Source organism: Bacillus sp. JK106 (genome assembly GCF_053663355.1).
This window is the reverse complement of sequence record NZ_JBSJQC010000003.1, coordinates 224,384-249,148: the sequence shown is the minus strand read 5'-3', so window position 1 is coordinate 249,148 and position 24,765 is coordinate 224,384. Positions and strand designations below refer to the sequence as shown.

Annotated in this window: 28 protein-coding genes; 27 read left to right on the top strand and 1 reads right to left on the bottom strand. The window is 46.1% G+C overall.

Going from position 1 to position 24,765, the window contains the following annotated elements; translation table 11 throughout:
- Positions 1-3: 3 nt before the first annotated feature.
- The 7 genes from sleB to fni all read left to right on the top strand — a co-directional run bounded on the left by sleB (position 4) and on the right by fni (position 6,408).
- Positions 4-873: a spore cortex-lytic enzyme gene (gene sleB, locus ACWJJS_RS11745; RefSeq protein WP_015388061.1), complete on the top strand. Its 870-nt coding sequence runs from the start codon at positions 4-6 to the stop codon at positions 871-873.
- Between the two features lie 24 nt (positions 874-897).
- Complete coding sequence (ypeB, locus tag ACWJJS_RS11740) at positions 898-2,247, top strand: germination protein YpeB (protein WP_014305318.1); 1,350 nt, start codon at positions 898-900, stop codon at positions 2,245-2,247.
- A gap of 87 nt (positions 2,248-2,334) precedes the next feature.
- Positions 2,335-2,991 carry a flagellar brake protein gene (locus tag ACWJJS_RS11735; RefSeq protein ID WP_077722530.1) on the top strand — a complete coding sequence of 219 codons (657 nt, stop codon included), beginning with the start codon at positions 2,335-2,337 and terminating at the stop codon, positions 2,989-2,991.
- 46 nt (positions 2,992-3,037) lie between these two features.
- Entirely contained in the window at positions 3,038-3,214 is a 177-nt protein-coding gene (locus ACWJJS_RS11730) for a YpfB family protein (RefSeq protein ID WP_003153420.1), read from the top strand.
- Between the two features lie 78 nt (positions 3,215-3,292).
- Entirely contained in the window at positions 3,293-3,967 is a 675-nt protein-coding gene (gene cmk, locus ACWJJS_RS11725) for a (d)CMP kinase (protein ID WP_156734858.1), read from the top strand.
- 228 nt (positions 3,968-4,195) lie between these two features.
- Positions 4,196-5,344: a 30S ribosomal protein S1 gene (gene rpsA, locus ACWJJS_RS11720; protein ID WP_003153426.1), complete on the top strand. Its 1,149-nt coding sequence runs from the start codon at positions 4,196-4,198 to the stop codon at positions 5,342-5,344.
- Positions 5,345-5,358: 14 nt separating this feature from the next.
- On the top strand, positions 5,359-6,408 hold the full coding sequence (fni, locus tag ACWJJS_RS11715; protein WP_278071136.1) for a type 2 isopentenyl-diphosphate Delta-isomerase: 1,050 nt from the start codon (positions 5,359-5,361) through the stop codon (positions 6,406-6,408).
- A gap of 34 nt (positions 6,409-6,442) precedes the next feature.
- On the opposite strand, the gene ACWJJS_RS11710 is transcribed toward fni, so the two are convergent.
- Positions 6,443-6,574, bottom strand: coding sequence for a YpzI family protein (locus ACWJJS_RS11710; RefSeq protein ID WP_003153429.1), 132 nt, complete (start codon positions 6,572-6,574; stop codon positions 6,443-6,445).
- 76 nt (positions 6,575-6,650) lie between these two features.
- Between ACWJJS_RS11710 and ACWJJS_RS11705 the strand changes: the two genes are divergently transcribed.
- The 20 genes from ACWJJS_RS11705 to trpC all read left to right on the top strand — a co-directional run bounded on the left by ACWJJS_RS11705 (position 6,651) and on the right by trpC (position 24,764).
- Positions 6,651-7,253: a YphA family membrane protein gene (locus tag ACWJJS_RS11705; RefSeq protein ID WP_017418044.1), complete on the top strand. Its 603-nt coding sequence runs from the start codon at positions 6,651-6,653 to the stop codon at positions 7,251-7,253.
- 192 nt (positions 7,254-7,445) lie between these two features.
- Entirely contained in the window at positions 7,446-8,756 is a 1,311-nt protein-coding gene (gene der / locus ACWJJS_RS11700; protein ID WP_003153433.1) for a ribosome biogenesis GTPase Der, read from the top strand.
- 17 nt (positions 8,757-8,773) lie between these two features.
- On the top strand, positions 8,774-9,811 hold the full coding sequence (locus ACWJJS_RS11695) for an NAD(P)H-dependent glycerol-3-phosphate dehydrogenase (RefSeq protein ID WP_454023595.1): 1,038 nt from the start codon (positions 8,774-8,776) through the stop codon (positions 9,809-9,811).
- Positions 9,812-10,129: 318 nt separating this feature from the next.
- Entirely contained in the window at positions 10,130-10,333 is a 204-nt protein-coding gene (locus ACWJJS_RS11690) for a DUF2768 domain-containing protein (RefSeq protein ID WP_003153435.1), read from the top strand.
- A gap of 19 nt (positions 10,334-10,352) precedes the next feature.
- On the top strand, positions 10,353-11,087 hold the full coding sequence (locus ACWJJS_RS11685; protein WP_003153436.1) for a hypothetical protein: 735 nt from the start codon (positions 10,353-10,355) through the stop codon (positions 11,085-11,087).
- Positions 11,088-11,272: 185 nt separating this feature from the next.
- Positions 11,273-12,751, top strand: coding sequence for a stage IV sporulation protein A (spoIVA, locus tag ACWJJS_RS11680; RefSeq protein WP_003153438.1), 1,479 nt, complete (start codon positions 11,273-11,275; stop codon positions 12,749-12,751).
- 374 nt (positions 12,752-13,125) lie between these two features.
- Entirely contained in the window at positions 13,126-13,404 is a 279-nt protein-coding gene (gene hbs / locus ACWJJS_RS11675) for a non-specific DNA-binding protein Hbs (protein ID WP_003153447.1), read from the top strand.
- A 186-nt stretch (positions 13,405-13,590) separates the two neighbouring features.
- Entirely contained in the window at positions 13,591-14,163 is a 573-nt protein-coding gene (gene folE, locus ACWJJS_RS11670; protein ID WP_369614689.1) for a GTP cyclohydrolase I FolE, read from the top strand.
- A 20-nt stretch (positions 14,164-14,183) separates the two neighbouring features.
- Positions 14,184-14,411 carry a trp RNA-binding attenuation protein MtrB gene (mtrB, locus tag ACWJJS_RS11665; RefSeq protein ID WP_003153449.1) on the top strand — a complete coding sequence of 76 codons (228 nt, stop codon included), beginning with the start codon at positions 14,184-14,186 and terminating at the stop codon, positions 14,409-14,411.
- A 156-nt stretch (positions 14,412-14,567) separates the two neighbouring features.
- A complete protein-coding gene (gene hepS / locus ACWJJS_RS11660; protein ID WP_191073191.1) occupies positions 14,568-15,323 on the top strand; it encodes a heptaprenyl diphosphate synthase component 1 in 756 nt (251 codons plus the stop codon).
- Positions 15,324-15,328: 5 nt separating this feature from the next.
- Positions 15,329-16,030, top strand: coding sequence for a demethylmenaquinone methyltransferase (menG, locus tag ACWJJS_RS11655; protein ID WP_003153453.1), 702 nt, complete (start codon positions 15,329-15,331; stop codon positions 16,028-16,030).
- A 28-nt stretch (positions 16,031-16,058) separates the two neighbouring features.
- Positions 16,059-17,021: a heptaprenyl diphosphate synthase component II gene (gene hepT / locus ACWJJS_RS11650; RefSeq protein ID WP_003153454.1), complete on the top strand. Its 963-nt coding sequence runs from the start codon at positions 16,059-16,061 to the stop codon at positions 17,019-17,021.
- 120 nt (positions 17,022-17,141) lie between these two features.
- On the top strand, positions 17,142-17,588 hold the full coding sequence (ndk, locus tag ACWJJS_RS11645) for a nucleoside-diphosphate kinase (RefSeq protein WP_003153455.1): 447 nt from the start codon (positions 17,142-17,144) through the stop codon (positions 17,586-17,588).
- A 189-nt stretch (positions 17,589-17,777) separates the two neighbouring features.
- The gene (locus ACWJJS_RS11640; RefSeq protein ID WP_454023594.1) at positions 17,778-18,548 is read left to right on the top strand and encodes a protein-glutamate O-methyltransferase; all 771 of its coding nucleotides are present in this window, start codon (positions 17,778-17,780) and stop codon (positions 18,546-18,548) included.
- A 71-nt stretch (positions 18,549-18,619) separates the two neighbouring features.
- Positions 18,620-19,792 (top strand): chorismate synthase, encoded by a 1,173-nt coding sequence (gene aroC, locus ACWJJS_RS11635; RefSeq protein ID WP_003153459.1) that lies wholly within the window; start codon positions 18,620-18,622, stop codon positions 19,790-19,792.
- Positions 19,792-20,880, top strand: coding sequence for a 3-dehydroquinate synthase (aroB, locus tag ACWJJS_RS11630; protein WP_369614691.1), 1,089 nt, complete (start codon positions 19,792-19,794; stop codon positions 20,878-20,880). Before aroC ends, aroB begins: the two co-directional genes overlap by 1 nt.
- Positions 20,877-21,260 carry a chorismate mutase gene (gene aroH, locus ACWJJS_RS11625; protein ID WP_070082038.1) on the top strand — a complete coding sequence of 128 codons (384 nt, stop codon included), beginning with the start codon at positions 20,877-20,879 and terminating at the stop codon, positions 21,258-21,260. The genes aroB and aroH overlap by 4 nt, the downstream gene beginning before the upstream one ends.
- 223 nt (positions 21,261-21,483) lie before the next feature.
- The gene (trpE, locus tag ACWJJS_RS11620; protein ID WP_454023593.1) at positions 21,484-23,031 is read left to right on the top strand and encodes an anthranilate synthase component I; all 1,548 of its coding nucleotides are present in this window, start codon (positions 21,484-21,486) and stop codon (positions 23,029-23,031) included.
- Positions 23,003-24,019, top strand: a complete 1,017-nt coding sequence (gene trpD, locus ACWJJS_RS11615; RefSeq protein WP_191073187.1) for an anthranilate phosphoribosyltransferase — start codon at positions 23,003-23,005, stop codon at positions 24,017-24,019. The genes trpE and trpD overlap by 29 nt, the downstream gene beginning before the upstream one ends.
- A complete protein-coding gene (gene trpC, locus ACWJJS_RS11610) occupies positions 24,012-24,764 on the top strand; it encodes an indole-3-glycerol phosphate synthase TrpC (protein WP_172614785.1) in 753 nt (250 codons plus the stop codon). Before trpD ends, trpC begins: the two co-directional genes overlap by 8 nt.
- The last annotated feature ends 1 nt before the right edge of the window (position 24,765 follow it).

Below are 24,765 nucleotides of genomic sequence, written 5' to 3'. Positions count from 1 at the left end.
GAGATGAAGTGCAAAGGAGCCTTTATGGCATGTCTCATTCTATTTTCTTTCGCCGCCGCTTTCTTCGATCATCATGAAACGGTTCATGCGTTTTCAAATCAAGTGATTCAAAGAGGCGCGACGGGTGATGATGTTATAGAATTGCAGGCCCGTCTTCAATATAACGGATTTTATAACGGGAAAATCGATGGTGTTTACGGCTGGACCACATACTGGGCCGTGAGAAATTTTCAGGAGAAATTCGGCATGAAGCCGGTTGACGGCCTCGTCGGGGCGAAAACCAAACAGGTGCTGATTTCAAAATCAAAATATTACCGTGAATATGTAATGGAGCAGATCCAAAAAGGGAATACGTTCACTCATTATGGCAACGTCCCATTGGAAAACCAAACAAAACCGAGAGCCGGAGCGCAGAAGCCGGCGGGAACGAATAAGCCTGCTCAAAAGCCGCAAAACAATACAGGCGGTCAGTCAAATCAAAAGCAAAATACGACAGCGGCCAATATGCCTGGCGGTTTCTCAAACAACGACATCAATCTTCTGGCGCAGGCTGTGTACGGGGAAGCGCGCGGTGAGCCGTTTGAAGGACAGGTTGCCATCGCCGCGGTTATTTTAAACCGTATTAAAAGCCCGTTATTTCCGAATACGGTGGCCGGCGTCATTTTCGAACCGCTCGCGTTTACCGCCGTTGCCGACGGCCAAATATACATGCAGCCGAATGAAAGAGCAAAAGAAGCGGTTCTTGATGCGATCAACGGATGGGACCCTTCTGAAAACGCGCTTTATTATTTCAATCCTGATACGGCGACAAGCAAATGGATTTGGGGACGTCCGCAGATTAAAAGAATCGGAAAGCACATTTTCTGTGAGTAAAAGTACGCAAAATGAGGTGTTAACATGATTAGAGGAATCATTATCGCTGTTCTCGGTGTCGCGATCGCCGCAACCGGATACTGGGGATATAAAGAGCATCAGGAAAAAGATGCGGTCCTTCTGCACGCGGAAAATAATTATCAGAGGGCTTTTCATGAACTGACGTACCATGTTGATCAGCTTCACGACAAAATCGGGACGACGCTTGCAATGAACAGTAAAAAATCTCTGTCTCCGGCGCTCATTGATGTATGGAGAATTACATCTGAAGCACATAACAATGTGAGCCAGCTGCCCCTGACTCTCATGCCTTTTAATAAGACGGAGGAGTTTTTATCCAATATAGGAGATTTCAGCTATAAAACATCCGTCCGGGATTTAGACCAAAAACCGCTTGATAAGAAAGAATATACAACACTGAACAGCCTGTACAAACAGGCCGAGAACATTCAAAACCAGCTCCGCAGCGTTCAGCATCTCGTCATGAGCAAAAATTTACGGTGGATGGATGTTGAGATGGCGCTCGCCTCTGACAAAAAACAAAGCGATAATACGATCGTCGACAGCTTTAAAACAGTCGAAAAAAATGTAGGCGCTTTTTCTGAAGACAGTACCAGCCCTACGTTTACAAGCGCAAATACAGAACGAAAAGGGTTTACGCATCTGAAAGGAAAACAAATTACGGAAAAAGAAGCGGTAAAAATCGCGGAACGGTTTGCGCCTGATCATAATTATTCCATTAAAGTGGTCAAAAGCGGCCGGAAGACGAATCGGGATGTATACAGTATCCGCATGAATGACGCGGATCACAAATCTTTTATCTATATGGATATTACCCAAAAAGGGGGACATCCTGTCTATTTGATTCAAAAACGGGGCGTGAAGAAACAAAAGATCAGCCTCAATGAAGCATCTAACCGGGCCGTCGCGTTTTTAAAGAAAAACGGATATGAAACAAAAGGCCTCGAAATTGATGAAAGCGCGCAATATAATAACATCGGCGTCTTTTCTTTTATTCCCGTGGAGAAAAACGTCCGCATTTATCCGGAAGCCATCCGAATGAAAGTGGCGCTGGATGATGGTGAAGTCGTCGGTTTTTCCGCGCGTGATTACCTGGCGGCGCACCGCACGAGAACGATTCCGGCTCCCGCTTTGTCAGCTGATGAAGCGAAAGCGAAGCTGAATAAAAATGTTGAAGTGCGGGAGACCCGGCAGGCGCTGATCACGAATGAACTCGGTCAGGAAGTGCTTTGCTACGAAATGCTCGGGACGATCGGGAAAGACACGTATCAAATGTTCATTAATGCGGACGACGGAAAAGAGGAAAAAATAGAAAAATTAAAAAGTGCAGAGCCTATATATAAAGACCTATAAAAATAAAGGAGGAAAGGACTAAAAGTCTTTTCCTTTTTTTCATTACATGCTTTAATAAAAGCATAAATAATGAAAGAGTGAAGGCCCATGATAGCTGTCGGAGATTATATTTGGATTGAATACATAGAGAACAATGAGCCCAAAAAAGCGAGGAGCAAAGCAGTAAGCGTTGAAAACGGCGAACTCCATATCTCATATCCCGTCGATCTGGATTCGGGACGGACGGTCTTTTTGCATAAAGGATTGGAAATAACAGCGGAATTTATGGGGAATGGCCAAGTACCGTATCAATTTAAAAGCATAATCAAAGGAAAGAAAAAAGAACCCATCCCGATGATCGGATTGGACATCCCCCCTCAGAAGGAAATGAAGCGGATTCAAAGACGCCGATACGTCCGTGCAGAAGCAGTATTGGATGTATCTGTCAAAATGGAAGCGAAAAAAACCGCTTTCCAAACGGTTTCCTCTAATATCAGCGCTGGCGGAATCGCTGTTGTGATGCCTGAGCATATTTCCGCGGAACCAGGTGAAAAGCTGTATGTCTCATTTTCTCTTCCCGGCAAGGAAAAGGAGGCGGATATAACGGCTGAGGCTCTTACCCAGCGGATTTTTTATGATGAAAAGGCGGATAAACAAAAAATGACGCTTGAATTTACAGAAATCGGCCCCGCAGCGCAGCAGCTTTTACTCCAATATTGTATGCGCGCGCAGCTGCAGCAGAGAAGAAACAGTCTGTCGGAATAAACAGCAGCGCACTTTTCCATACTAATCCTAATGGAGGTGCGCGTGTATGAAAACGTTTGAACGTCTGCTGGTCAAATTGGTCTGCATTCAGCTTATCATTTTGGGCGCGGTGCAGTTTTTGCTTCATTATCAGCCTATTGAACCTTATATTTCGAAAGCCGTGAAATATGAGGGAGTTGATAAAATGGAGAAAAAAGAATGGATTGAAACGGTAAAGCGGTAAATCAGCTCAATTTTTTCGCCCCTTTTCCGGCAGTTCATGATACAATCCATAGAGGAGTAAAGAGCAAGGAGAGAGATTATGGACAAGAAATTATCAATTGCGATCGACGGGCCGGCCGCTGCCGGAAAAAGCACCGTTGCTAAAATAGTGGCTGAGAAAAAATCATATGTGTACATTGATACAGGGGCGATGTATCGTGCCATTACATACACGGCGCTCAAGCAGAATGCCGATTTAACCGATGAATCCGCGCTTACAGAGCTTTTGAAGCGTACGGAAATTGAGCTTGTATCCGCTCCGGAAGGACAAATCGTTCTCGTAAACGGAGAAGATGTGACAGAAGAAATCCGAAAAGACGAAGTCAGCAACCAAGTATCCATCGCCGCCAAGCATAAAGGCGTCAGAGAAGAAATGGTTAAAAGACAGCAGCAGCTCGGACAAAAAGGCGGTGTCGTCATGGACGGCCGTGATATCGGTACTCACGTGCTGCCTGATGCCGAAGTGAAAATTTTTCTGCTCGCGTCCGTAGAGGAAAGAGCGAAGCGCCGATATGAAGAGAATAAGAAAAAAGGCTATGACGTGAATTACGAGACGCTCATTGAAGAAATTGCCAGACGCGACAAACTCGATTCAGAGAGGGAAGTTTCCCCGCTGCGCAAAGCGGAAGACGCGATTGAAATCGATACGACGTCACTCAGCATTGCCGAAGTCGCAGGAAAAATTCTGGAGATCGTCGAACAGAAATCACGTTAACTTCGGGCGGAGCGCTTTTTAATTTTTTTTCAAAAGACAAGATGTTATTGCTTGACAAACCAGTCCTTTTATTAGAAGTTAATACTAATAAAACTTTTTATTGATCATTCAAAATCTTTTTTGGATGATTCTTTAATACATATTCGGCTGAAAAGCGGACATTCACATGTTCAGCTTTCAAACCGTATTAATTAAGCTGTGTAGGTTTGGACCAAGGAGGTTATTCAAATGACAGAGGAAATGAATCAAATTGATGTTCAAGTGCCAGAGGTTGGAGATGTAGTAAAAGGGATTGTGACAAAGGTAGAGGACAAGCATGTAGATGTCGAAATTGTCAATGTCAAACAGTCCGGAATCATTCCAATCAGTGAATTATCAAGTCTTCATGTAGAGAAAGCATCGGATGTCGTAAAAGTTGACGACGAGCTTGACCTGAAAGTAACAAAAGTGGAAGACGATGCTTTGATTTTATCTAAACGTGCCGTTGATGCTGACCGCGCTTGGGAAGACCTTGAAAAAAAATTCGACACAAAAGAAGTGTTTGAAGCTGAAGTGAAAGATGTGGTGAAAGGCGGTCTCGTCGTTGATATCGGCGTTCGCGGCTTCATTCCCGCATCACTTGTCGAAGCTCATTTCGTCGAGGATTTCACTGACTATAAAGGGAAAACCCTCTCTCTTATCGTCGTTGAACTCGACCGTGATAAAAACCGGGTGATTCTGTCACACCGGGCTGTAGTGGAAAAAGAACAGACAGCCAAAAAGCATGATTTTCTCCAAACGCTTGAAGTTGGAAGCGTGCTTGAAGGAAAAGTGCAGCGTCTGACTGATTTCGGCGCATTTGTCGACATCGGCGGAATTGACGGGCTTGTTCATATTTCGCAGCTGTCTCATTCACACGTCGAAAAACCGTCTGACGTGGTGGAGGAAGGTCAGGACGTAAAAGTGAAAGTACTGTCCGTAGACCGCGATAATGAGCGTATTTCTTTATCTATTAAAGAAACGCTGCCGGGACCTTGGAGCCAGATCGGCGAAAAGGTAAAACAGGGAGATGTGCTTGAAGGAAAAGTGCAGCGCCTTGTAAGCTTCGGCGCCTTCGTTGAAATTCTTCCGGGCGTGGAAGGACTTGTGCACATTTCGCAAATTTCCAATAAACATATCGGAACGCCGCATGAAGTGCTTGAAGAAGGACAGACTGTTAAAGTGAAAGTGCTTGACGTGAACGAAAGCGAAGAGCGCATTTCCTTAAGCATGCGTGAGCTTGAAGAAGCGCCGAAAGCCGATCAGGAGGACTTCCGTCAATACCAGGCGAAAGAAGAGCCGAGCACCGGCTTCCAGCTTGGCGATTTAATCGGAGACAAGCTTAATAAATTAAAATAAATTGGTGATAAAACGTGACACGAGCAGAACGAAAAAGAGAACATATAAATCATGCGCTGTCTACCGGTCAAAACCGGGAAACGGGGCTTGATGATATTACGTTTGTTCATGTCAGCCTACCGAACCTAGCATTGGAAAAAGTGGATATATCAACGAAAATCGGCGGACTCACAAGCAGTTCGCCGATTTTTATCAATGCGATGACAGGCGGCGGCGGACAGCTTACATACGAAATTAACAGATCGCTGGCAAGAGCCGCGCGCAAAGCCGGCATGCCGCTGGCTGTCGGTTCGCAAATGTCGGCTTTAAAAGATCCCTCCGAACGGTATTCTTACGAGATCGTCAGAAAAGAGAATCCGGACGGGCTGATATTTGCCAATTTAGGCAGCGAGGCGGATGCCGAGCAGGCGAAAAGGGCAATTGATATGATTCAAGCAGATGCCCTCCAGATTCATTTAAATGTGATTCAGGAGATCGTCATGCCAGAGGGAGACAGAAGCTTTACCGGCGCTCTCGGCCGTATTGAGCGGATTGCGGCGGAAGCGGGAGTTCCCGTTTTTGTCAAAGAAGTCGGCTTCGGAATGAGCAGGGAATCGGCACGGCAGTTATTTGATGCCGGCGCGGCAGCAGTTGATGCCGGCGGATACGGCGGTACAAATTTCTCTAAGATTGAAAATATGCGCAGAGAGAAGGCGCTTCAATTTTTTAATACATGGGGAATTTCCACTGCCGCAAGCTTAGCGGAAATCCACTCGCTCTCCGCTGATCAATCAATTATCGCATCCGGCGGGCTGCAAAGTGCCCTGGATGTCGCCAAATCGATTGCCCTCGGCGCTTCTGGCGCGGGAATGGCGGGCACTTTCCTGAAAGCTCTCACCTCCAAAGGAGAAGAGGGCCTGTTTGACGAGATGACGGCGCTTTTACAAGAGCTGAAAATGATTATGACCGCCCTCGGATGCCAATCGGTTGCCCAATTGCAAAAGGCGCCTTTGGTCATAAAAGGTGGCACACATCACTGGCTTTCTGAACGGGGAATTGACACGTCCCGTTTCAGCAGACGTTAAAAGGCATGCGAACCCGCATGCCTTTTTCTGTTTTTTACGATTTTCTTTTTCGGAATTCACCGTTTTGTTCAAGGCTTGTCGCTCCTTTATGGTGAATCGAATCATCGCGATCAGATTCCACCCGGCGGGAGGCTTTCAGTTTTTTCTCCTGTCTGTCTTTTCCCATCCTTATCCGCTCCTTTCAGGCATAATTGGTTTAAAAAATGCGTTCCCGCTCCATACTGGTCAGAGGAGGAGCGATTATGGAACCGTTTTATTATTACTGGTCAATGTGGTTTTTATGGATACTTGCGACTTTTATTTTTGCCAAAACAAAAAGCCGTTTTTACGTATCAGTCTTTATTTTGACTAATATGATGGCAAGCATACATCAGATAACGGCTTATTTTACGCTGAACGCGGCATATGTCATGTTTTTTGCTGCGGCATTTGTTTATGCGGGAAGCCTCGGCATGCATAAACGGCTCCGTCATATTGTGATTCATCTGACGGCGTCTGCGGCATACGGCTTTATTTTTCTTTTTGCATTATATGACCCTGTTTGGTTTATCATAAAACCTGAATGGGCGGCGGTTATACTGCTTACCGTTATTACGCTTTCTGTTGAGGGGCGGTTCCCTGAGAGGCTTTGTCTTTTTGTTCTCGGCATGTGCCAGGGGGAGTTATTGTATGCTGCGGTCATCCGCAACATTGCGGGTGCAGCAGCCGTCGGTGATTATAAATGGCTTTCAGGCTGTTCGGCGGGAGTGATTCTTCTCGTCGGGCTGACTACATATGAACAGCTTGCGGCGCGCATCAGCCAAAAAAGCAAAAAGCAGGGCAAAGGAGCGACAAAAATGTCTTGAAAACAGACGGAGACTGTTACATGAATGCGAAACATTTTGAAGAATACATTGTGATCTCAGTGAAAACTGATATAATAAATGAGTTAAGCCCTTCTGTTTGAAGGGTTCTTTTCATAGCGAAGATGATTTTTAATAACCGGTTGAACAATTTTTTGTGAAAATGTAAGCGGCTGGATTGAAAGGAAGGGTACTATGGGTAAACCTGTCGTAGCCATTGTCGGAAGACCGAATGTGGGAAAATCCACAATCTTTAACCGGATTGCGGGTGAAAGAATTTCAATAGTAGAAGATACCCCCGGAGTGACGCGGGACCGGATATACAGTTCGGCGGAATGGCTGAATTATGATTTTAACCTGATTGATACGGGCGGAATTGATATCGGAGACGAACCGTTTCTGACACAGATCCGCCAGCAGGCTGAAATCGCCATGGACGAGGCTGATGTGATCATCTTTATGGTGAACGGCCGCGAAGGTGTGACGTCTGCGGATGAAGAAGTGGCAAAAATACTGTACCGGACGAAAAAACCGGTCGTATTAGCCGTTAATAAATTAGATAATACCGAAATGAGAGCGAACATCTACGACTTTTATGCGCTCGGCTTTGGAGAACCGTATCCGATTTCGGGCACACACGGTTTAGGATTGGGAGATTTGCTCGATGCTTGTGCCGAGCATTTTAAAAACATTCCGGAGACGAAGTACAGTGATGATGTCGTTCAATTCTGCCTGATCGGCCGCCCGAATGTCGGAAAATCATCCCTTGTCAATGCGATGCTCGGCGAAGAGCGGGTTATCGTGAGCAACGTAGCCGGAACGACTAGAGACGCTGTAGATACGGCGTTCACTTACAATCAGCAGGAATTCGTAATCGTTGACACGGCGGGAATGAGAAAAAAGGGTAAAGTATATGAAACAACAGAAAAATACAGTGTGCTGCGGGCGTTAAAAGCCATTGACCGCTCAGACGTCGTCGGCGTTGTGCTGAATGCAGAAGAAGGCATCCTTGAGCAGGACAAGCGGATCGCCGGATACGCCCATGAAGCCGGGAAAGCCGTCGTCATTATCGTAAACAAATGGGATGCCGTTGATAAGGACGAGCGCACGATGAAAGAATTTGAACAGAATATTCGGGAGCATTTCCAATTTCTCGATTATGCGCCGGTGCTGTTTATGTCGGCACTGACGACAAAGCGGATTCATACACTCATGCCTGCGATTATTAAAGCGAGTGAAAACCACTCTCTCCGCGTGCAGACAAATGTCTTAAATGATGTCATCATGGATGCGGTCGCCATGAATCCGACTCCGACGCACAACGGCTCCCGTCTGAAAATTTATTATGCGACTCAAGTCGCTGTTAAGCCGCCGAGCTTCGTTGTTTTTGTCAACGATCCGGAACTGATGCATTTTTCTTATGAACGCTTTTTAGAAAACCGAATCCGGGACGCTTTCGGATTTGAAGGTACGCCAATTAAAATATTTGCAAGAGCAAGAAAATAAAAAGGTGTGATACAGAGATGAAAAAAGTGGCAATGCTTGGAGCGGGAAGCTGGGGCACTGCACTTTCTTTAGTGCTGGCTGATAACGGACATCAAGTCATGATGTGGGGACACCGTGCCGAATTGATCGATCAAATCAACGAACTGCATGAAAACAAAGATTACCTGCCGGGGGTGGAGCTATCAAGTTCTATCATCGGGACAGCCGATTTAAGCGAGGCTTTAAAAGGAGCTGACTTCATCATTGTGGCAGTTCCGACAAAAGCCATTCGGGAAGTGCTGAAAAAGGCTCTGCCGTACATCCCGAAACAATCGATTTTTGTTCATGTCAGCAAGGGAATTGAGCCGGATTCGCTTCTCCGCATTTCAGAATTAATGGAAGAGGAGCTGCCTGAGGAGTACAGAAAAGACATCGTCGTGCTTTCAGGGCCGAGCCACGCTGAGGAAGTCGGATTAAGACACCCGACGACTGTTACATCATCTTCAAAAAATATCAAGGCTGCAGAAGCGGTTCAGGATTTATTCATGAACCAGCATTTCCGCGTCTATACAAATCCGGATATGATCGGTGTTGAAATAGGGGGAGCGTTAAAGAATATCATCGCTCTTGCAGCGGGGATTACAGATGGATTGGGATACGGAGATAATGCAAAAGCGGCCTTAATCACCCGAGGTCTTGCTGAAATCGCCAGACTCGGCACAAAGATGAGCGGAAATCCGCTCACCTTTTCCGGCCTGACCGGCGTAGGCGATTTAATCGTGACGTGTACAAGCGTTCATTCCCGAAACTGGCGCGCCGGCAACCTGCTCGGCAAAGGATACAAGCTGGAAGCTGTCCTGGATAAGATGGGCATGGTTGTTGAAGGCGTGCGGACGACGAAAGCTGCGTATCAGCTGTCACAAAAATATCAAGTGAAAATGCCGATCACAGAAGCGCTTCACCAAGTATTATTTAACGGGCAGAAGGTAGAAACGGCCGTAGAATCCTTAATGGCCAGAGTGAAAACCCATGAGATGGAAGACTTGGTCAACACATTCGAAAACCGGGTGAAGTGACAATAACATGCCGTCAGCATATTCTGAAGTGACGAAAGTCCAAAACGCAGAACTCTCCGGCTGAAATCGCTTAAAACATTTGCTGATTTAGGCAGAAGAGGATGCAGACGTACGCATCTACGCATACTATAGCATCGAAGTCCAAGAGAGTGTATCTCAGACGTACAGGTGAATATAGTCAACTTGACTGAAGCAAAGTCCCCCTCTTTGCTTCAGTTTTTTTGTTTTTTCAATAGATGGAAAACCTGTTGATCTTTTCAACATTTGTATATTAAAATGAAATATAACGCTTACAATGATGGGACGGGGGGCACGAACGTGAGTGTGGCATTGATGAAAATGTGGTTTGCGCTTGGTGCTATGGGATTAATGTTTGTTGCGGTCGCCTCTATTTATGTCAGCAGGTACAAAGTGAAAAACAAACTGATAAAAGCAGCGGTTTCTTCACTCGCTTATGCCTGCATGGTCATCTCGGGATTGATCGTGTTAATGGTCGTTTTCAGCGGGCCTGTCAATGAATAAAGCCAAAAGGGGGCGCGGAATGCATAAGTTAAAAATGGCCGTCATAACGGCAATGGCGGTGCTTCTGCTGTCGGGCTGTCTGTACCCTGAAGCAAAAAAAACTGAAAATAAAGTATCTTACAAACATCAGCTTCAGCAGGTGCAAGCGGCAGTGGATGAATTTAAAAAGGCGAACGGCGGACTTCTGCCGATTCAGACAAAAGATATGAAAACACCGCTCTATCAAAAATATCCGATAGATTTTAAGCGGCTCGCGCCCAGATACATAGAGGAGCCGCCGGCCTCAGCTTATGAAAGCGGAGGAATGTACCAATACGTGCTTGTCGATGTGGAAAATAAGCCGACCGTCAAGCTGGTCGATCTCCAAATGGCGGAAGCAATCCGCGACATGAAGCTGCGTGTCAAAATGTATCAGGAAAAGCATACATATCCTCCCTATGAGGACGCCGTCTCAAAAGGCCTGTTCACTCTAAATAAAAAAAAGCTCGGCATGAAAGACTCTCCTTCGGTCAAAAGTCCGGTTTCAGGCACGTCTCTGCCGCTTTTAATCGGCGCTGACGGAGAAATCTATGCCGACTATCGCGTCGATCTCGCCCGCTGCCTGAAGGAAAACAAAAAGAAAATCAAACCGGGCGCGGAAATTCAGGATATTTTATGGAAAGAGACTCCTTTCGTCCCGGCCTTTTCAGTCACATACACCGTAAATGAAAAACAGGAACCCGTTTTTTTAGAAAGTCAAACGAAACAGGAATGAACCTTTTTCCCGCGCATACAAATAGGGAGAAAGGTTTTTTTGATTTTGATAGAAAAGACTGCCTGAAAATTTTCTAAAGATGTCATATTGAAATAGGACAACGTCATACACATATAGTGTCCTGTATTTGATTGGAGAATGGTGAATGAAAAATGATAAGGATAGGAAGTCCGGGAGGGGATCACTTGGAAAAGGTCGATATTTTCAAGGATATCGCTGAACGAACAGGAGGCGATATATACTTAGGAGTCGTTGGCGCTGTCCGTACAGGGAAATCTACATTCATTAAAAAATTTATGGAGCTTGTGGTGCTCCCGAATATCAGCAATGAGGCCGACCGAGCGCGGGCGCAGGATGAGCTTCCGCAAAGCGCAGCAGGAAAAACGATAATGACCACAGAACCAAAATTTGTCCCGAATCAAGCCATGTCCGTTCATGTCGCGGAAGGGCTTGATGTCAACATCCGTCTTGTGGATTGTGTAGGATATACGGTTCCCGGGGCGAAGGGATATGAGGATGAAAACGGTCCGAGAATGATCAATACACCTTGGTACGAAGAACCGATTCCCTTTCATGAGGCTGCGGAAATCGGTACGAGAAAAGTCATCCAGGAACACTCCACAATCGGGGTCGTCATTACGACAGACGGCTCCATCGGCGATATTGCGCGGGGCGATTACGTGGAAGCGGAAGAAAGAGTCATCGACGAGCTGAAGGAAGTCGGCAAACCGTTTATTATGGTCATCAACTCGGTAAAACCATACCACCCGGAAACAGAAGCGCTCAGAGCTGAATTAAGCGCGAAATATGATATTCCTGTCCTCGCCATGAGTGTTGAAAGCATGCGGGAAACAGATGTGTTAAGCGTCCTCAGAGAAGCGCTTTACGAGTTCCCTGTGCTGGAAGTCAATGTCAACCTTCCGAGCTGGGTCATGGTGCTGAAAGAAAATCATTGGCTCAGAGAGAGCTATCAGGAATCAGTGAAAGAAACCGTAAAAGATATTAAACGCCTGCGCGATGTCGACCGGGTTGTCGGCCACTTCAGTGAATTTGAATTTATTGAAAGCGCCGGATTGGCCGGAATCGAACTTGGCCAGGGTGTCGCAGAAATTGATTTGTATGCGCCGGATCATTTATATGACCAGATTTTAAAAGAAGTGGTCGGCGTTGAAATCCGCGGGAAAGACCACCTGCTTGAATTAATGCAGGACTTCGCCCACGCGAAAAAAGAATATGATCAGGTATCAGATGCGCTGAAAATGGTGAAACAGACCGGCTACGGCATTGCCGCCCCGGCCTTAACCGATATGAGCCTGGATGAACCGGAAATCATCAGGCAGGGATCAAGGTTCGGAGTAAGGCTGAAAGCGGTCGCTCCGTCCATTCATATGATCAAAGTGGATGTGGAAAGTGAATTCGCACCGATCATCGGGACAGAAAAACAAAGTGAAGAGCTTGTCCGCTACTTAATGCAGGACTTTGAAGATGATCCGCTTTCTATCTGGAATTCCGATATTTTCGGCAGATCATTGAGCTCTATCGTAAGAGAAGGAATCTCCGCAAAACTGTCACTCATGCCGGAAAATGCGAGATACAAACTAAAAGAAACGCTTGAGAGAATTATTAACGAAGGCTCAGGCGGCCTGATCGCCATTATTTTGTAAGCTGAAGGACCTCTTCCTGAAACGGGGGGTCTTTTTTTATTCTTTTTAGATACTGGAAATCAATCAAGGATTAGGAGGAAAAAAGCAAAAAAAGGAATATTTGTTCGGTGAAACACGTGAAAACCTTGACGAGCAAGGGATTGAGGCTTTAAAATGCTTGATATGGCTTTTTATATGTGTTACTCTACATACAGAAAATCTTCACTTTGTTGGACAAACATTCCTCAAAGTGTCTGTTTTCTTATGAAAAGCCGTTTACTTGTCTGTTCTTCCCTGCTTTGATTTTTTATCAGACAGGTTTAGAATCAGGCTGAACTGTGAAGAAATGATAATAAACTGCTGATTTGATACCCTTTTGGGAGGAGGTGAAAGGCATGAACAAGACAGAACTAATCAATGCGGTTGCTGAAGCAAGCGAATTGTCTAAAAAAGACGCTACAAAAGCAGTTGATTCTGTTTTTGATACGATTTTAGATGCACTTAAAAACGGTGATAAAATCCAACTGATCGGTTTCGGTAACTTTGAGGTGCGCGAGCGTTCTGCACGTAAAGGACGTAACCCGCAAACAGGTGAAGAAATCGAAATCCCTGCAAGCAAAGTACCTGCTTTCAAACCAGGTAAAGCTCTTAAAGACGCTGTTGCAGGAAAATAATTGTGAATATAGATCGTGTATGCATCTGATACATACACTTTGTTTCTTCACAGAAAAGCCCCTTGATAAAGGGGCTTTTCATATTTAAGCAGCCCCGGTCACCGGGCAGGACTTTCGTTTTGCTTTTGGCGCGGCAAATGTGCTAGAATCGAAATTAAATGTATTCAATGGTGGAGGACACAGACAATGAAAGAAGTTAATAAAGAACAGATTGAACAGGCGGTTCGCCAGATTTTAGAGGCGATTGGAGAAGATCCGAACCGGGAAGGGCTTTTAGATACGCCGAAACGCGTGGCAAAAATGTACGCGGAAGTATTCTCGGGATTAAATGAAGACCCGAAAGAACACTTTAAAACCGTTTTCGGAGAAGACCATGAGGAGCTTGTTCTTGTAAAAGATATCGCGTTTCATTCCATGTGTGAACATCACCTTGTTCCTTTTTACGGAAAAGCGCATATTGCCTACATTCCGCGCGGCGGCAAAGTGACGGGCCTGAGTAAATTGGCACGGGCGGTGGAAGCCGTCTCAAAACGCCCGCAGCTGCAGGAGCGCATTACTTCAACGATTGCAGAAAGCATCGTAGAGACCTTAGATCCCCACGGCGTCATGGTTGTCGTCGAAGCTGAGCATATGTGCATGACGATGAGGGGCGTAAGAAAGCCGGGCGCAAAAACAGTGACTTCCGCTGTAAGAGGTATTTTTAAAGATGACGCAGCGGCGCGTTCCGAAGTGTTAGAACATATTAAACGTGCGGATTAATAATGATAGAGGGTGCAGATATGAATTCAAAGCATTCAAGTGATTTTGTCGTCATTAAAGCGGTCGAGGACGGCGTGAACGTCATCGGTTTAACGAGAGGAACGGATACGAAATTTCACCATTCCGAAAAACTGGACAAAGGCGAAGTGATTATCGCTCAGTTTACTGAGCATACCTCTGCCATCAAAGTGAGAGGCAACGCCCTCATCCAGACCGCTTACGGAGAAATGAACAGCGAAAAAAAATAAGCCGGCTGTTTCCCGCTTTTGCCAAATGCCCGCAAACGGCGGGAGAATACAGCCAATTTCTTTTTTTTATGCTATAATGATACCTGCGTATAATAATGACGAGTAAATCTCATACATATTAGAATAAATGTGAATTTGGGGACAAGGGTGATATTTTTGCAAGACATCTACGGAACTTTAGCGAATCTAAATACGAAATTAAAACAAAAGCTGTCTCATCCTTATTTAGCGAAACATATTTCCGCGCCTAAAATCGATGAGGATAAGCTTCTTCTTTTTCACGCTTTGTTTGAAGAGGCGGACATTAAGAACAACGACAGAGAAAATTACATAGTAACTGCGATGCTTGTCCAAAGCGCCCTTGATACCCACGATGAAGTGACAACAGCCAGAGCGTTAAAGCGAGACGAAAATAAAAACCGGCAGCTCACCGTGCTTGCCGGCGACTATTTCAGCGGACTGTATTATTCGCTTTTATCTGAAATGAAGGATATCTATATGATTCGGACGCTCGCTACGGCAATTAAAGAAATCAATGAGCATAAAATCCGTCTGTACGATCGGTCTGTCAATGACTTGAATCAATTGATCGAAAGCATGGCGATTGTGGAAGCGGCCCTGTTTCACAGAGTGTCAGACCACTTTAATCTTCCGCGCTGGAAAGAGCTGGCGAGTGATTTTTTTGTATATAAGCGGCTGATGAACGGCAATGCTATATTTCTCGATGTCATCGGCAATATTGTAAAGTCAGGGAAATCAAAGGCTGACATAATGGAAGATAGCTTCCGAAAGGCAAAGCAAAGCATTGAAACGCTGCTGCCGCTCAATTCACCAATCCAAAACCTCATGCTGAACCGGCTTAAGGCGATCAGCCAGAACAAAACATATCATCAGAAAGTGGAAGAAGGGTAATCAACATGCAGGAGTCAAAAGAACAGCGCGTACACGGCGTGTTTGAAAAAATCTATAAAAATTATGACCAAATGAACTCTGTTATCAGTTTTCAGCAGCATAAAAAATGGCGCGATAAAACGATGCAGATCATGAATGTAAAAGAAGGCGCAAAAGCGCTTGATGTCTGCTGCGGAACGGCTGACTGGACGATTGCCCTCGCAGAAGCAGCCGGAAAAAGCGGCGAAATCAAAGGACTGGATTTCAGCAAAAATATGCTGAGCATCGGCGAGAAAAAAGTGAAAGAGGGCGGTTACAGCCAAATTGAGCTTTTGCACGGAAATGCGATGGAGCTTCCTTTCGCTGATGATTCTTTTGATTTTGTCACCATCGGCTTCGGGCTGCGGAACGTTCCCGACTATCTGACCGTGCTGAAAGAAATGCGGCGGGTCGTCAAACCGGGCGGGCAGGTCGTATGTCTGGAAACATCCCAGCCGGAAATGTTCGGGTTCAGACAGGCATATTTTCTTTATTTTAAATACATCATGCCTTTCTTCGGAAAAATGTTTGCGAAGAGCTATAAAGAATATTCTTGGCTTCAAGAATCGGCAAGAGAATTTCCCGGTATGAAAGAACTTGCGCGTCTGTTTGAAGAAGCGGGCCTGACGAATGTCAAATACCATTCGTTTACCGGCGGAGTGGCCGCTACGCATATCGGTTGGAAATGATGAATATACAGATGTTTGGGTGAATGATATGAAATTTAAAATGGCCTATTCTTTTTTAAATGACGATATTGATGTGATCGAAAGGGAGCTTGAGCAAACGGTGCGGTCAGACTATCCCTTGCTGAGTGAAGCCGGGCTCCATCTGCTCCAGGCGGGAGGCAAGCGGATCCGCCCTGTTTTCGTATTGCTTTCCGGCATGTTCGGCGACTATGACATTAATAAAATAAAATATGTTGCGGTGACGCTGGAAATGATTCATATGGCGTCCCTCGTTCATGACGACGTCATTGATGACGCCGAGCTGCGGAGGGGAAAGCCGACCATCAAAGCCAAGTGGGACAACCGTATCGCCATGTATACCGGTGATTATATGCTTGCGGGCTCACTTGAGATGATGACGAGATTGGATGAGCCGAAAGCCCACCGGATCCTGTCCAAAACCATCGTAGAAGTATGCCTCGGAGAAATTGAACAGATCAGAGATAAATACAATATGGAACAAAACCTCAGAACCTATTTGCGCCGCATCAAACGGAAAACGGCTCTTCTCATTGCCGTCAGCTGTCAGCTCGGCGCCATCGCTTCGGGAGCTGATGAGAAGATTCACAAAGCATTATATTGGTTCGGCTATTACGTGGGCATGTCCTATCAGATTATTGACGACATTCTTGATTTCACTTCAACGGAAGAGGAACTGGGAAAACCGGTCGGAGGGGATCTGCTGCAAGGAAATGTCACTCTGCCCGTTTTGTACGCGCTCCGTCAGCCTGAATTGAAAAATCAGCTGAAATTAATTAACAGTGAAACAACACAGGAGCAGCTCGCCCCCATTATTGAAAATATTAAACGCACAGACGCGATTGAAAAATCAATGGCCGTCAGTGACAGGTACTTAAAAAAAGCGTTTGAGAAACTGAATACACTGCCGAGAGGACGGGCGCGCTCATCATTGGCCGCCATCGCCAAATATATCGGCAAACGGAAATTTTAAATTCCTTTTACGAACAAGATGTGAACATTCTCCGCCCTGGATTGATTAATTGTCAGAAAGATGTTACGATTTCGGTGTGCAACTTGAAAGCCTATACATAATGATGGGGTGGAGAATCTTATGGAAAAAACTTTTATCATGGTAAAACCGGACGGCGTACAGCGCCAGCTGATCGGAGAGATTTTATCCAGATTTGAGCGTAAGGGCTTACAATTGGCAGGAGCCAAGCTAATGCAAGTTTCAGAACAGATGGCTGAAAACCATTATGCTGAACATAAAGGGAAGCCGTTTTTCGGCGAGCTTGTGGAATTCATTACATCAGGACCCGTATTTGCAATGGTATGGGAAGGGGAAAATGTAGTAGAGATCACAAGACAGCTGATCGGAAAAACGAACCCGAAAGATGCACTGCCGGGCACGATCCGCGGTGACTACGGCATGTTTGTCGGCAAAAATATCATTCACGGTTCAGACTCCTTAGAAAGCGCTGAACGGGAAATTGACATTTTCTTCAAACAGGAAGAGCTTGTACCGTATCAAAAATTAATGGCCGACTGGGTGTACTAAGCCGTCAGCCTTTCTTTTTCTCTTGTTATGAAAAGGTTTACATATTTTAAAAAAGACAGAGGCTGCGCTGCCCTGTCTTTTCATTTCTCACAAATCAGCCTGCGGGCTGATTTTTTTATTGAAATCGTACAAATTAGAAAGAAAACAGGCTATACTAGGACAAAAGACAGCGAGATTGGGAGAGAAGCAATGGAGCCTTACGAAATTTTTATCACCAAGTGGAAACAAATAACCGGCGTTGATTTATCTTTATACAAAGAAGCACAAATGAACAGGCGGCTGACGTCCCTTTATGAAAAAAAGGGATTCAAAGATTTTCAGGAATTTGCCGCCGCTTTGGAGAAAGACAAGCTTTTATTAAATGAAACATTGGACAGGATGACGATCAATGTTTCTGAATTTTACCGAAATTATAAACGGTGGGAAGTTCTTGAAACCTCAATTCTTCCGTTAATAAAGCATAACAAACCGTTAAAAATATGGAGTGCGGCCTGTTCAACGGGGGAGGAACCCTATACCTTGGCCATGATTCTCAGTCAGCAGGCGGGTTTGGCCGGATTTGATATATTGGCGACAGATATTGATGAAAAGGCGCTTGGCAAAGCCAAGCGGGGCATCTATCAGGAACGCTCGCTGCAAGAGGTGCCGGCTTCCGTGAAAAGCCGTTATTTCACCAAGCAGGCTGACAACAGTTATCAAGTAAAACAAGAGATTCAAAAAAACATCCGGTTTAAGCGGCACAACCTGCTCGCCGACAGCTATGAACAGGATTTTGATCTGATCGTCTGCCGCAACGTCTTTATTTATTTTACTGAAAAAGCAAAAGAAGAGCTGTATGTGAAAATGGCGGGCAGCCTGAAAAAGAACGGAATTCTGTTTGTCGGAAGCACAGAGCAGATTTTCAGCCCGGAAAAATTCGGCCTTGAGAGCACTGATACATTTTTTTATCAAAAAAGATAGAAGACATTTAATGAAAACTTGTGGTATAGTTTTACTTAAAAGCGTTAATGCGATGAAGGGAGAAGAAAGAAATGAGATACTTAACAGCCGGAGAATCACACGGTCCGCAGCTGACGACAATTATAGAAGGTGTGCCTGCGGGGCTTTATATAACTGAAGAAGATATTAATTTTGAGCTTGCCAGACGTCAAAAAGGGCACGGCCGCGGACGCCGCATGCAGATTGAAACGGACAGAGCGAAGATCACAAGCGGCGTGCGGCATGCTCGGACACTCGGTTCACCCATCGCGCTCGTTGTAGAAAATAAAGATTGGACTCACTGGACAAAAATCATGGGCGCCGCACCGATTACAGAAGAAGAAGAAAGTGAAATGAAACGCCAGATTTCAAGACCGAGACCGGGACACGCAGATTTGAACGGGGCTATTAAGTATAATCACCGCGATATGAGAAATGTGTTAGAACGATCTTCCGCGCGTGAGACAACGGTTCGCGTGGCGGCCGGAGCCGTCGCTAAAAAGATTTTAGCGGAGCTTGGCATTAAAGTCGCCGGACATGTCCTGCAAATCGGCAGCGTAAAAGCAGAGAAAACCGATTACACATCCATTGAGGATCTCAAACGGGTAACGGAAGAATCACCGGTCAGATGCTACGATGAAGAAGCAGGCCGTCAAATGATGGCAGCCATTGATGAAGCGAAGGCAAACGGTGACTCGATCGGCGGAATCGTTGAAGTGATCGTCGAAGGTATGCCGGTCGGTGTCGGAAGCTATGTCCACTATGACCGTAAGCTGGACAGCAAGCTCGCTGCTGCCGTTCTGTCGATTAACGCGTTTAAAGGCGTAGAGTTCGGCATCGGTTTTGAAGCGGCCGGCAAAAACGGCAGTGAAGTTCATGATGAAATCGTATGGGATGAAGAGAAAGGCTATACACGCGCCACAAACAGGCTCGGAGGATTAGAAGGCGGTATGACGACGGGAATGCCGATTGTCGTCCGCGGCGTTATGAAACCGATCCCTACTTTGTATAAGCCGCTGAAAAGCGTCGACATTGAAACGAAAGAACCGTTTACAGCGAGCATTGAACGTTCAGACAGCTGCGCGGTTCCGGCAGCAAGCGTAGTGGCTGAAGCTGCAGTGGCCTGGGAAATCGCAAATGCCGTCGTAGAACAATTCGGGCTTGACCAGATCGACCGTATTAAAGAAAATGTTGAAAACATGAAAAAACTATCGAGGGAATTCTGATGAAAGAGCTTGAGGTTCGGACAGCTTCCTCCGCATATCCCGTGTATATCGGTGAAGGCATAAGGAAACAGGCCGCTTCCCTTTTGTCTTCACTGAACAGGCCGCTGACAAAGATCCTTCTCGTCATCGATGCTGAAGTTGACCGGCTTTACGGCGATGAGATGTTCCGGCTTTTAAGCGAAACATGGCCCGTGAAAAAAGTAATCGTTCCAAGCGGAGAAGAAGCGAAGTCTCTAAAAGAGTATGAACGGATTCAAACGGAAGCGATCGCTTTCCATATGGACCGCTCCTCATGTATGATCGCCTTCGGAGGCGGCGTGACGGGTGATTTGACCGGCTTTTGCGCAGCAACATTTATGCGAGGAATTGATTTCATTCAAATGCCGACGACACTGCTTGCCCATGACAGTGCGGTCGGCGGCAAGGTGGCCGTCAACCATAAACTCGGAAAGAACTTAATCGGCGCGTTTTATCAGCCGAAAGCGGTGATTTACGATACGGAGCTTCTGAAAACCCTGCCGGAACAAGAGCTGAGATCGGGCATGGCTGAAGTGATCAAACACGCGTTTATCGCCGATCATGCTTTTTTAGAAAAGCTTCTCACGTTTGACACGTTGCAAGGACTGACAAGCGCTGAGCTGAATGAAATGATTTATAAAGGAATTTCAATCAAATCGGCCGTCGTGCGTGAGGACGAAAAGGAAGAGGGGATAAGAGCTTTTCTGAATTTCGGCCATACGCTCGGCCATGCCGTTGAGGCGGAATACGGCTACGGCCGGATTACACATGGAGATGCGGTCGCCCTCGGCATGCAGTTTGCCCTTTACGTGAGTGAACAGGTTGCGGGTTGCAAGATGAACAGGAAAGAACTCACACAATGGCTGATTGGGCTCGGCTACCCGGGAAGCATCAGACAAGATATTGAAACGACGGTTCTCTCCGCCCGGATGATGAATGATAAAAAAACACGCGGAGGCATGACACAGTTCATCGTGTTAAAGGAATTAGGCGAAGCACGGGACTGCATGCTTTCAAAAGATGAGCTCGAAAATTTGCTGAACAAATGGCGAATGGAGGAAACAGCATGATGATACGCGGCATTCGCGGAGCAACAACGGTGGAACAAGACACCGAACAAGAAATTTTAGAAAAAACACAGCAGCTGCTTGAAAAAATCATTGAACAAAATGGATGCAAGCCGGAAGACGTTGTGCAGATCCTGTTATCCGCCACGCCTGATATCCATTCCGTATTTCCGGCAAAAGCGGTCCGCCGCCTTTCCGGGTGGCAGTACGTCCCGGTGACGTGCATGCAGGAAATGGATGTCACCGGCGCTCTGCAAAAGTGTATCCGTGTCCTGATGACGGTTCAGACGGATATGCCTCAGGATGAAATCAAGCATGTCTATTTAGAAAAAGCCGTTGTGTTAAGGCCGGATTTATCATTGACAAAAAATACTGACATGTAATACGATAAACAAAGCTTAGAAATACACAAGAGTGTGTATAGAGCTGGTAAGTAAGATATTGAACAGTTGAGTTTAGAATAGGGTAGCAGAGAATGAGTTTAGCTGAGCTGAGATAAACACGTTTTTATTCTGCCCAAAAGAAGCCTTTCTTTTGGGTTTATTTCTTATACGCAAGACTCCTCTCACTCTTCATCTCATTCTCCTTACCGTAAGGAGGAGAATCATGAATTTACAATCGGATGTTTCTTTATTTTTAAAGGACAGTCTGACACACCGCACCATTCCAATCGCAGAGACTTTTACGGTCGACACGATCACACCCATTCAGATGGTTGAAAAACTGGACAGAAACATTACGTATCTTTTAGAAAGCAAGGATGAGTCGTCAAGCTGGTCGAGATACTCTTTTATCGGCCTTGATCCTTTTATCACGATTAAGGAGAGTCATCACACATTCACTGCCGCTGATCCAAACGGGCATACGCTGTTTGAAGCCGGAGAATTAAAAGCCGTGCTTGATTGGATGAATGAAAGCTTCCGCATTAAAACACCCGAGCTTGATATCCCGTTTTCGGGAGGGGCCGTCGGTTATCTAAGCTATGACATGATTCCTTTGATTGAGCCTTCCGTGCCGAGCCACGCGAAAGAAACAGATTTCGAAAAATGCATGCTGTTTGTCTGCCGGAAAATCATCGCGTACGATCACGAAACGAAACAAGTGCATTTCATTCAATATGCGGCGCTTAACGGCTGGGAGACGGAGGAAGAAAAGCGGGCCGTTTTTAAAGAAAATTGCGCGGAGCTTCGTAAGCTTATCGGTATTTTGACAGAACCGAAAGATATGAAAGAGCCGTTTTTTTCTAAAGAAACATTTGAAACGCCAAGTTTTGCCGATGTGACATCCAATTATACGAAAGAAGAGTTTATGGCCGGCGTCGATAAACTGAAAGAATATATAAAAGCCGGAGACATTTTTCAAGGGGTGCTTTCGCAAAAGTTTGACATTCCGGTATCCAGACATTCATTTGAGCTGTACAGGGTGCTCCGCATCATCAATCCTTCACCTTATATGTACTATATCAAACTGCCTGACAGAGACATTGTCGGGAGTTCGCCTGAACGTCTGATCCGCGTGCATGACAGGCACTTGGAAATTCATCCGATTGCCGGAACGAGAAGAAGGGGCGCCGGAAAAGAAGAGGACGAACGCCTGAAAAAAGAGCTGATGAATGACGAAAAAGAGAAAGCTGAACATTATATGCTCGTCGATCTTGCGCGCAATGACATCGGCAGAGTTGCGGAGTACGGTTCCGTAGCCGTTCCGGAATTCACAAAGGTCGTTTCTTTTTCACATGTGATGCACATCATCTCTGTTGTAACCGGCCGTTTAAAACAGGGCGTCCATCCGGTTGATGCGCTGATGTCGGCATTCCCGGCAGGAACACTCTCGGGCGCTCCGAAAATCCGCGCGATGCAGCTTTTAAATGAATTAGAACCGACTTCCAGAGAAACCTACGGCGGATGTATCGCTTATATCGGATTTGACGGGTCAATTGATTCGTGTATCACCATCCGCACCATGAGTGTCAAAAACGGTACGGCGTCGGTGCAGGCAGGCGCTGGAATAGTCGCCGATTCCGTCCCGGAAGCCGAATATGAAGAGAGCTGCAACAAAGCGGGGGCGCTTCTAAAAACGATTCAAATCGCAGAAGACATCTTTTCTGGCGGGGAGGAGAAGACGGATGAACAAATTTCTGCAATCGTGCGTTAGTGGCCGCACGCTGAAAACCGGAGAAGCCGAAAAGCTGATGGAGATGATGATGAACGGGGACATGTCGCAGTCTGAGATCGGCGGGATTTTATCAGTATTAGCCCACCGGGGTGAAACGGCGGAGGAGCTTGCCGGATTTGTAAAAGTGATGCGGGCGCGGGCACAGACGGCGGGTGGCTTGGCGGATGTCGTTGATACGTGCGGAACAGGCGGAGACGGGATTTCTACGTTTAACATATCCACGGCAGCGGCGATTACAGCTTCTGCCGCCGGAGCTAAAGTTGCCAAGCACGGAAATCGCTCCGTTTCGTCTAAAAGCGGCAGCGCGGATGTGCTGGAAAAGCTGGGGGTTTCCATTCAAGCCACTCCAGAAAGCGTCAAACGCAGCATTGAAATGAAACAATTGGGGTTTTTGTTTGCGCCGCTGTTTCATTCGTCAATGAAGCACGTCGCCGCCGCAAGAAAAGAGCTTGGCTTCCGAACCGTATTTAATCTGCTGGGCCCGCTCAGCAACCCGCTGCAGGTGAAGCGGCAGGTGATCGGCGTCTATTCATTTGATAAAGCGCGCCTGATGGCAAGCGCTTTGGAACAATTTGATGTCAGACACGTCATGCTTGTGTCGGCGCGTGACGGATTAGATGAACTGTCCATCACAGCACCGACCGATATCATTGAACTGAAAAACGGTGAACGTCTGGAATATTCCGTTTCACCTGAACAATTCGGTTTTGCAGAAGGTTCATTGAAGGATATTCAAGTGAATTCATCGGAAGAAAGCGCGCTCCTCATTCAGAATATTTTTGCAAATAAAGCTCCGTTATCCGCTCTGCATATTACCGCCTTAAATGCGGGCGCGGCCATTTATACGGCAGGTCTTGCAAACGATCTGAAAGAAGGAACGAAAACAGCCTTAGAAGCGATTCAAAACGGAGATGCCAAAAAGCAGCTCGAACGTCTGAAACAGAAAGAGGAAGAAATGTATGCTTGACCAAATCATTCAGCAGAAAAAAGAAGAAATCAAATCCATCTTGCTGCCGGAAACCTGTCAAATTGAACGGAGATCCTTTAAAGAAGCGCTCCTGAACCCGAACCGTTTTATCGGGCTGATTGCCGAAGTGAAAAAAGCTTCGCCGTCTAAAGGATTGATTAAAGAGCATTTTGTTCCGGAAACGATTGCGGCGGATTATGAAGCGGCTAAAGCCGACGCCCTTTCGGTTCTCACGGATACCCGTTTTTTTCAGGGGAGAAATCAATTTCTGACAGATGTGAAACAAACCGTGTCTCTCCCCGTGCTGAGAAAAGATTTTATTATTGATTCCCTTCAGGTGGAGGAATCGTTCAGGATCGGCGCCGATGCCATTTTGCTGATCGGGGAAGCGCTGGAACCTTCAGAGCTTTATGAGCTTTATCTGGAAGCCCGCGAGAAGGGCATGGACGTTCTCGTTGAAGTCCATGGTGAAACTGTGCTTGAACGGATTTTACAAGTGTTTCAGCCGGACATTCTCGGTATAAACAACCGGGACTTAAAAACGTTCCGTACTTCTGTTACGCAAACGGAAAAAATAGCGCAGCTTGTACCGGACGGCTGCCTGCTGGTCAGTGAAAGCGGCATCGGTTCTTTGGCTGACCTGCAATTCGTCAACAAGCACGGGGCGCAGGCTGTATTGGTCGGAGAATCCTTAATGAGAGAGGATTCACAGCAAAAGGCGATCCGCGGACTGTTCGGGGAGTGAC

Excerpts from the sequence above, each read along its gene's own strand:
- sleB (WP_015388061.1), top strand. The coding sequence starts at position 4 with ATGAAGTGCAAAGGAGCCTTTATGGCATGTCTCATTCTATTTTCTTTC.
- ypeB (WP_014305318.1), top strand. The coding sequence starts at position 898 with ATGATTAGAGGAATCATTATCGCTGTTCTCGGTGTCGCGATCGCCGCA.
- ACWJJS_RS11735 (WP_077722530.1), top strand. The coding sequence starts at position 2,335 with ATGATAGCTGTCGGAGATTATATTTGGATTGAATACATAGAGAACAAT.
- ACWJJS_RS11730 (WP_003153420.1), top strand. The coding sequence starts at position 3,038 with ATGAAAACGTTTGAACGTCTGCTGGTCAAATTGGTCTGCATTCAGCTT.
- cmk (WP_156734858.1), top strand. The coding sequence starts at position 3,293 with ATGGACAAGAAATTATCAATTGCGATCGACGGGCCGGCCGCTGCCGGA.
- rpsA (WP_003153426.1), top strand. The coding sequence starts at position 4,196 with ATGACAGAGGAAATGAATCAAATTGATGTTCAAGTGCCAGAGGTTGGA.
- ACWJJS_RS11710 (WP_003153429.1), bottom strand. The coding sequence starts at position 6,574 with ATGGGAAAAGACAGACAGGAGAAAAAACTGAAAGCCTCCCGCCGGGTG.
- ACWJJS_RS11705 (WP_017418044.1), top strand. The coding sequence starts at position 6,651 with ATGGAACCGTTTTATTATTACTGGTCAATGTGGTTTTTATGGATACTT.
- der (WP_003153433.1), top strand. The coding sequence starts at position 7,446 with ATGGGTAAACCTGTCGTAGCCATTGTCGGAAGACCGAATGTGGGAAAA.
- ACWJJS_RS11695 (WP_454023595.1), top strand. The coding sequence starts at position 8,774 with ATGAAAAAAGTGGCAATGCTTGGAGCGGGAAGCTGGGGCACTGCACTT.
- ACWJJS_RS11685 (WP_003153436.1), top strand. The coding sequence starts at position 10,353 with ATGCATAAGTTAAAAATGGCCGTCATAACGGCAATGGCGGTGCTTCTG.
- hbs (WP_003153447.1), top strand. The coding sequence starts at position 13,126 with ATGAACAAGACAGAACTAATCAATGCGGTTGCTGAAGCAAGCGAATTG.
- folE (WP_369614689.1), top strand. The coding sequence starts at position 13,591 with ATGAAAGAAGTTAATAAAGAACAGATTGAACAGGCGGTTCGCCAGATT.
- mtrB (WP_003153449.1), top strand. The coding sequence starts at position 14,184 with ATGAATTCAAAGCATTCAAGTGATTTTGTCGTCATTAAAGCGGTCGAG.
- menG (WP_003153453.1), top strand. The coding sequence starts at position 15,329 with ATGCAGGAGTCAAAAGAACAGCGCGTACACGGCGTGTTTGAAAAAATC.
- hepT (WP_003153454.1), top strand. The coding sequence starts at position 16,059 with ATGAAATTTAAAATGGCCTATTCTTTTTTAAATGACGATATTGATGTG.
- ndk (WP_003153455.1), top strand. The coding sequence starts at position 17,142 with ATGGAAAAAACTTTTATCATGGTAAAACCGGACGGCGTACAGCGCCAG.
- ACWJJS_RS11640 (WP_454023594.1), top strand. The coding sequence starts at position 17,778 with ATGGAGCCTTACGAAATTTTTATCACCAAGTGGAAACAAATAACCGGC.
- aroC (WP_003153459.1), top strand. The coding sequence starts at position 18,620 with ATGAGATACTTAACAGCCGGAGAATCACACGGTCCGCAGCTGACGACA.
- aroB (WP_369614691.1), top strand. The coding sequence starts at position 19,792 with ATGAAAGAGCTTGAGGTTCGGACAGCTTCCTCCGCATATCCCGTGTAT.
- aroH (WP_070082038.1), top strand. The coding sequence starts at position 20,877 with ATGATGATACGCGGCATTCGCGGAGCAACAACGGTGGAACAAGACACC.
- trpE (WP_454023593.1), top strand. The coding sequence starts at position 21,484 with ATGAATTTACAATCGGATGTTTCTTTATTTTTAAAGGACAGTCTGACA.
- trpD (WP_191073187.1), top strand. The coding sequence starts at position 23,003 with ATGAACAAATTTCTGCAATCGTGCGTTAGTGGCCGCACGCTGAAAACC.
- trpC (WP_172614785.1), top strand. The coding sequence starts at position 24,012 with ATGCTTGACCAAATCATTCAGCAGAAAAAAGAAGAAATCAAATCCATC.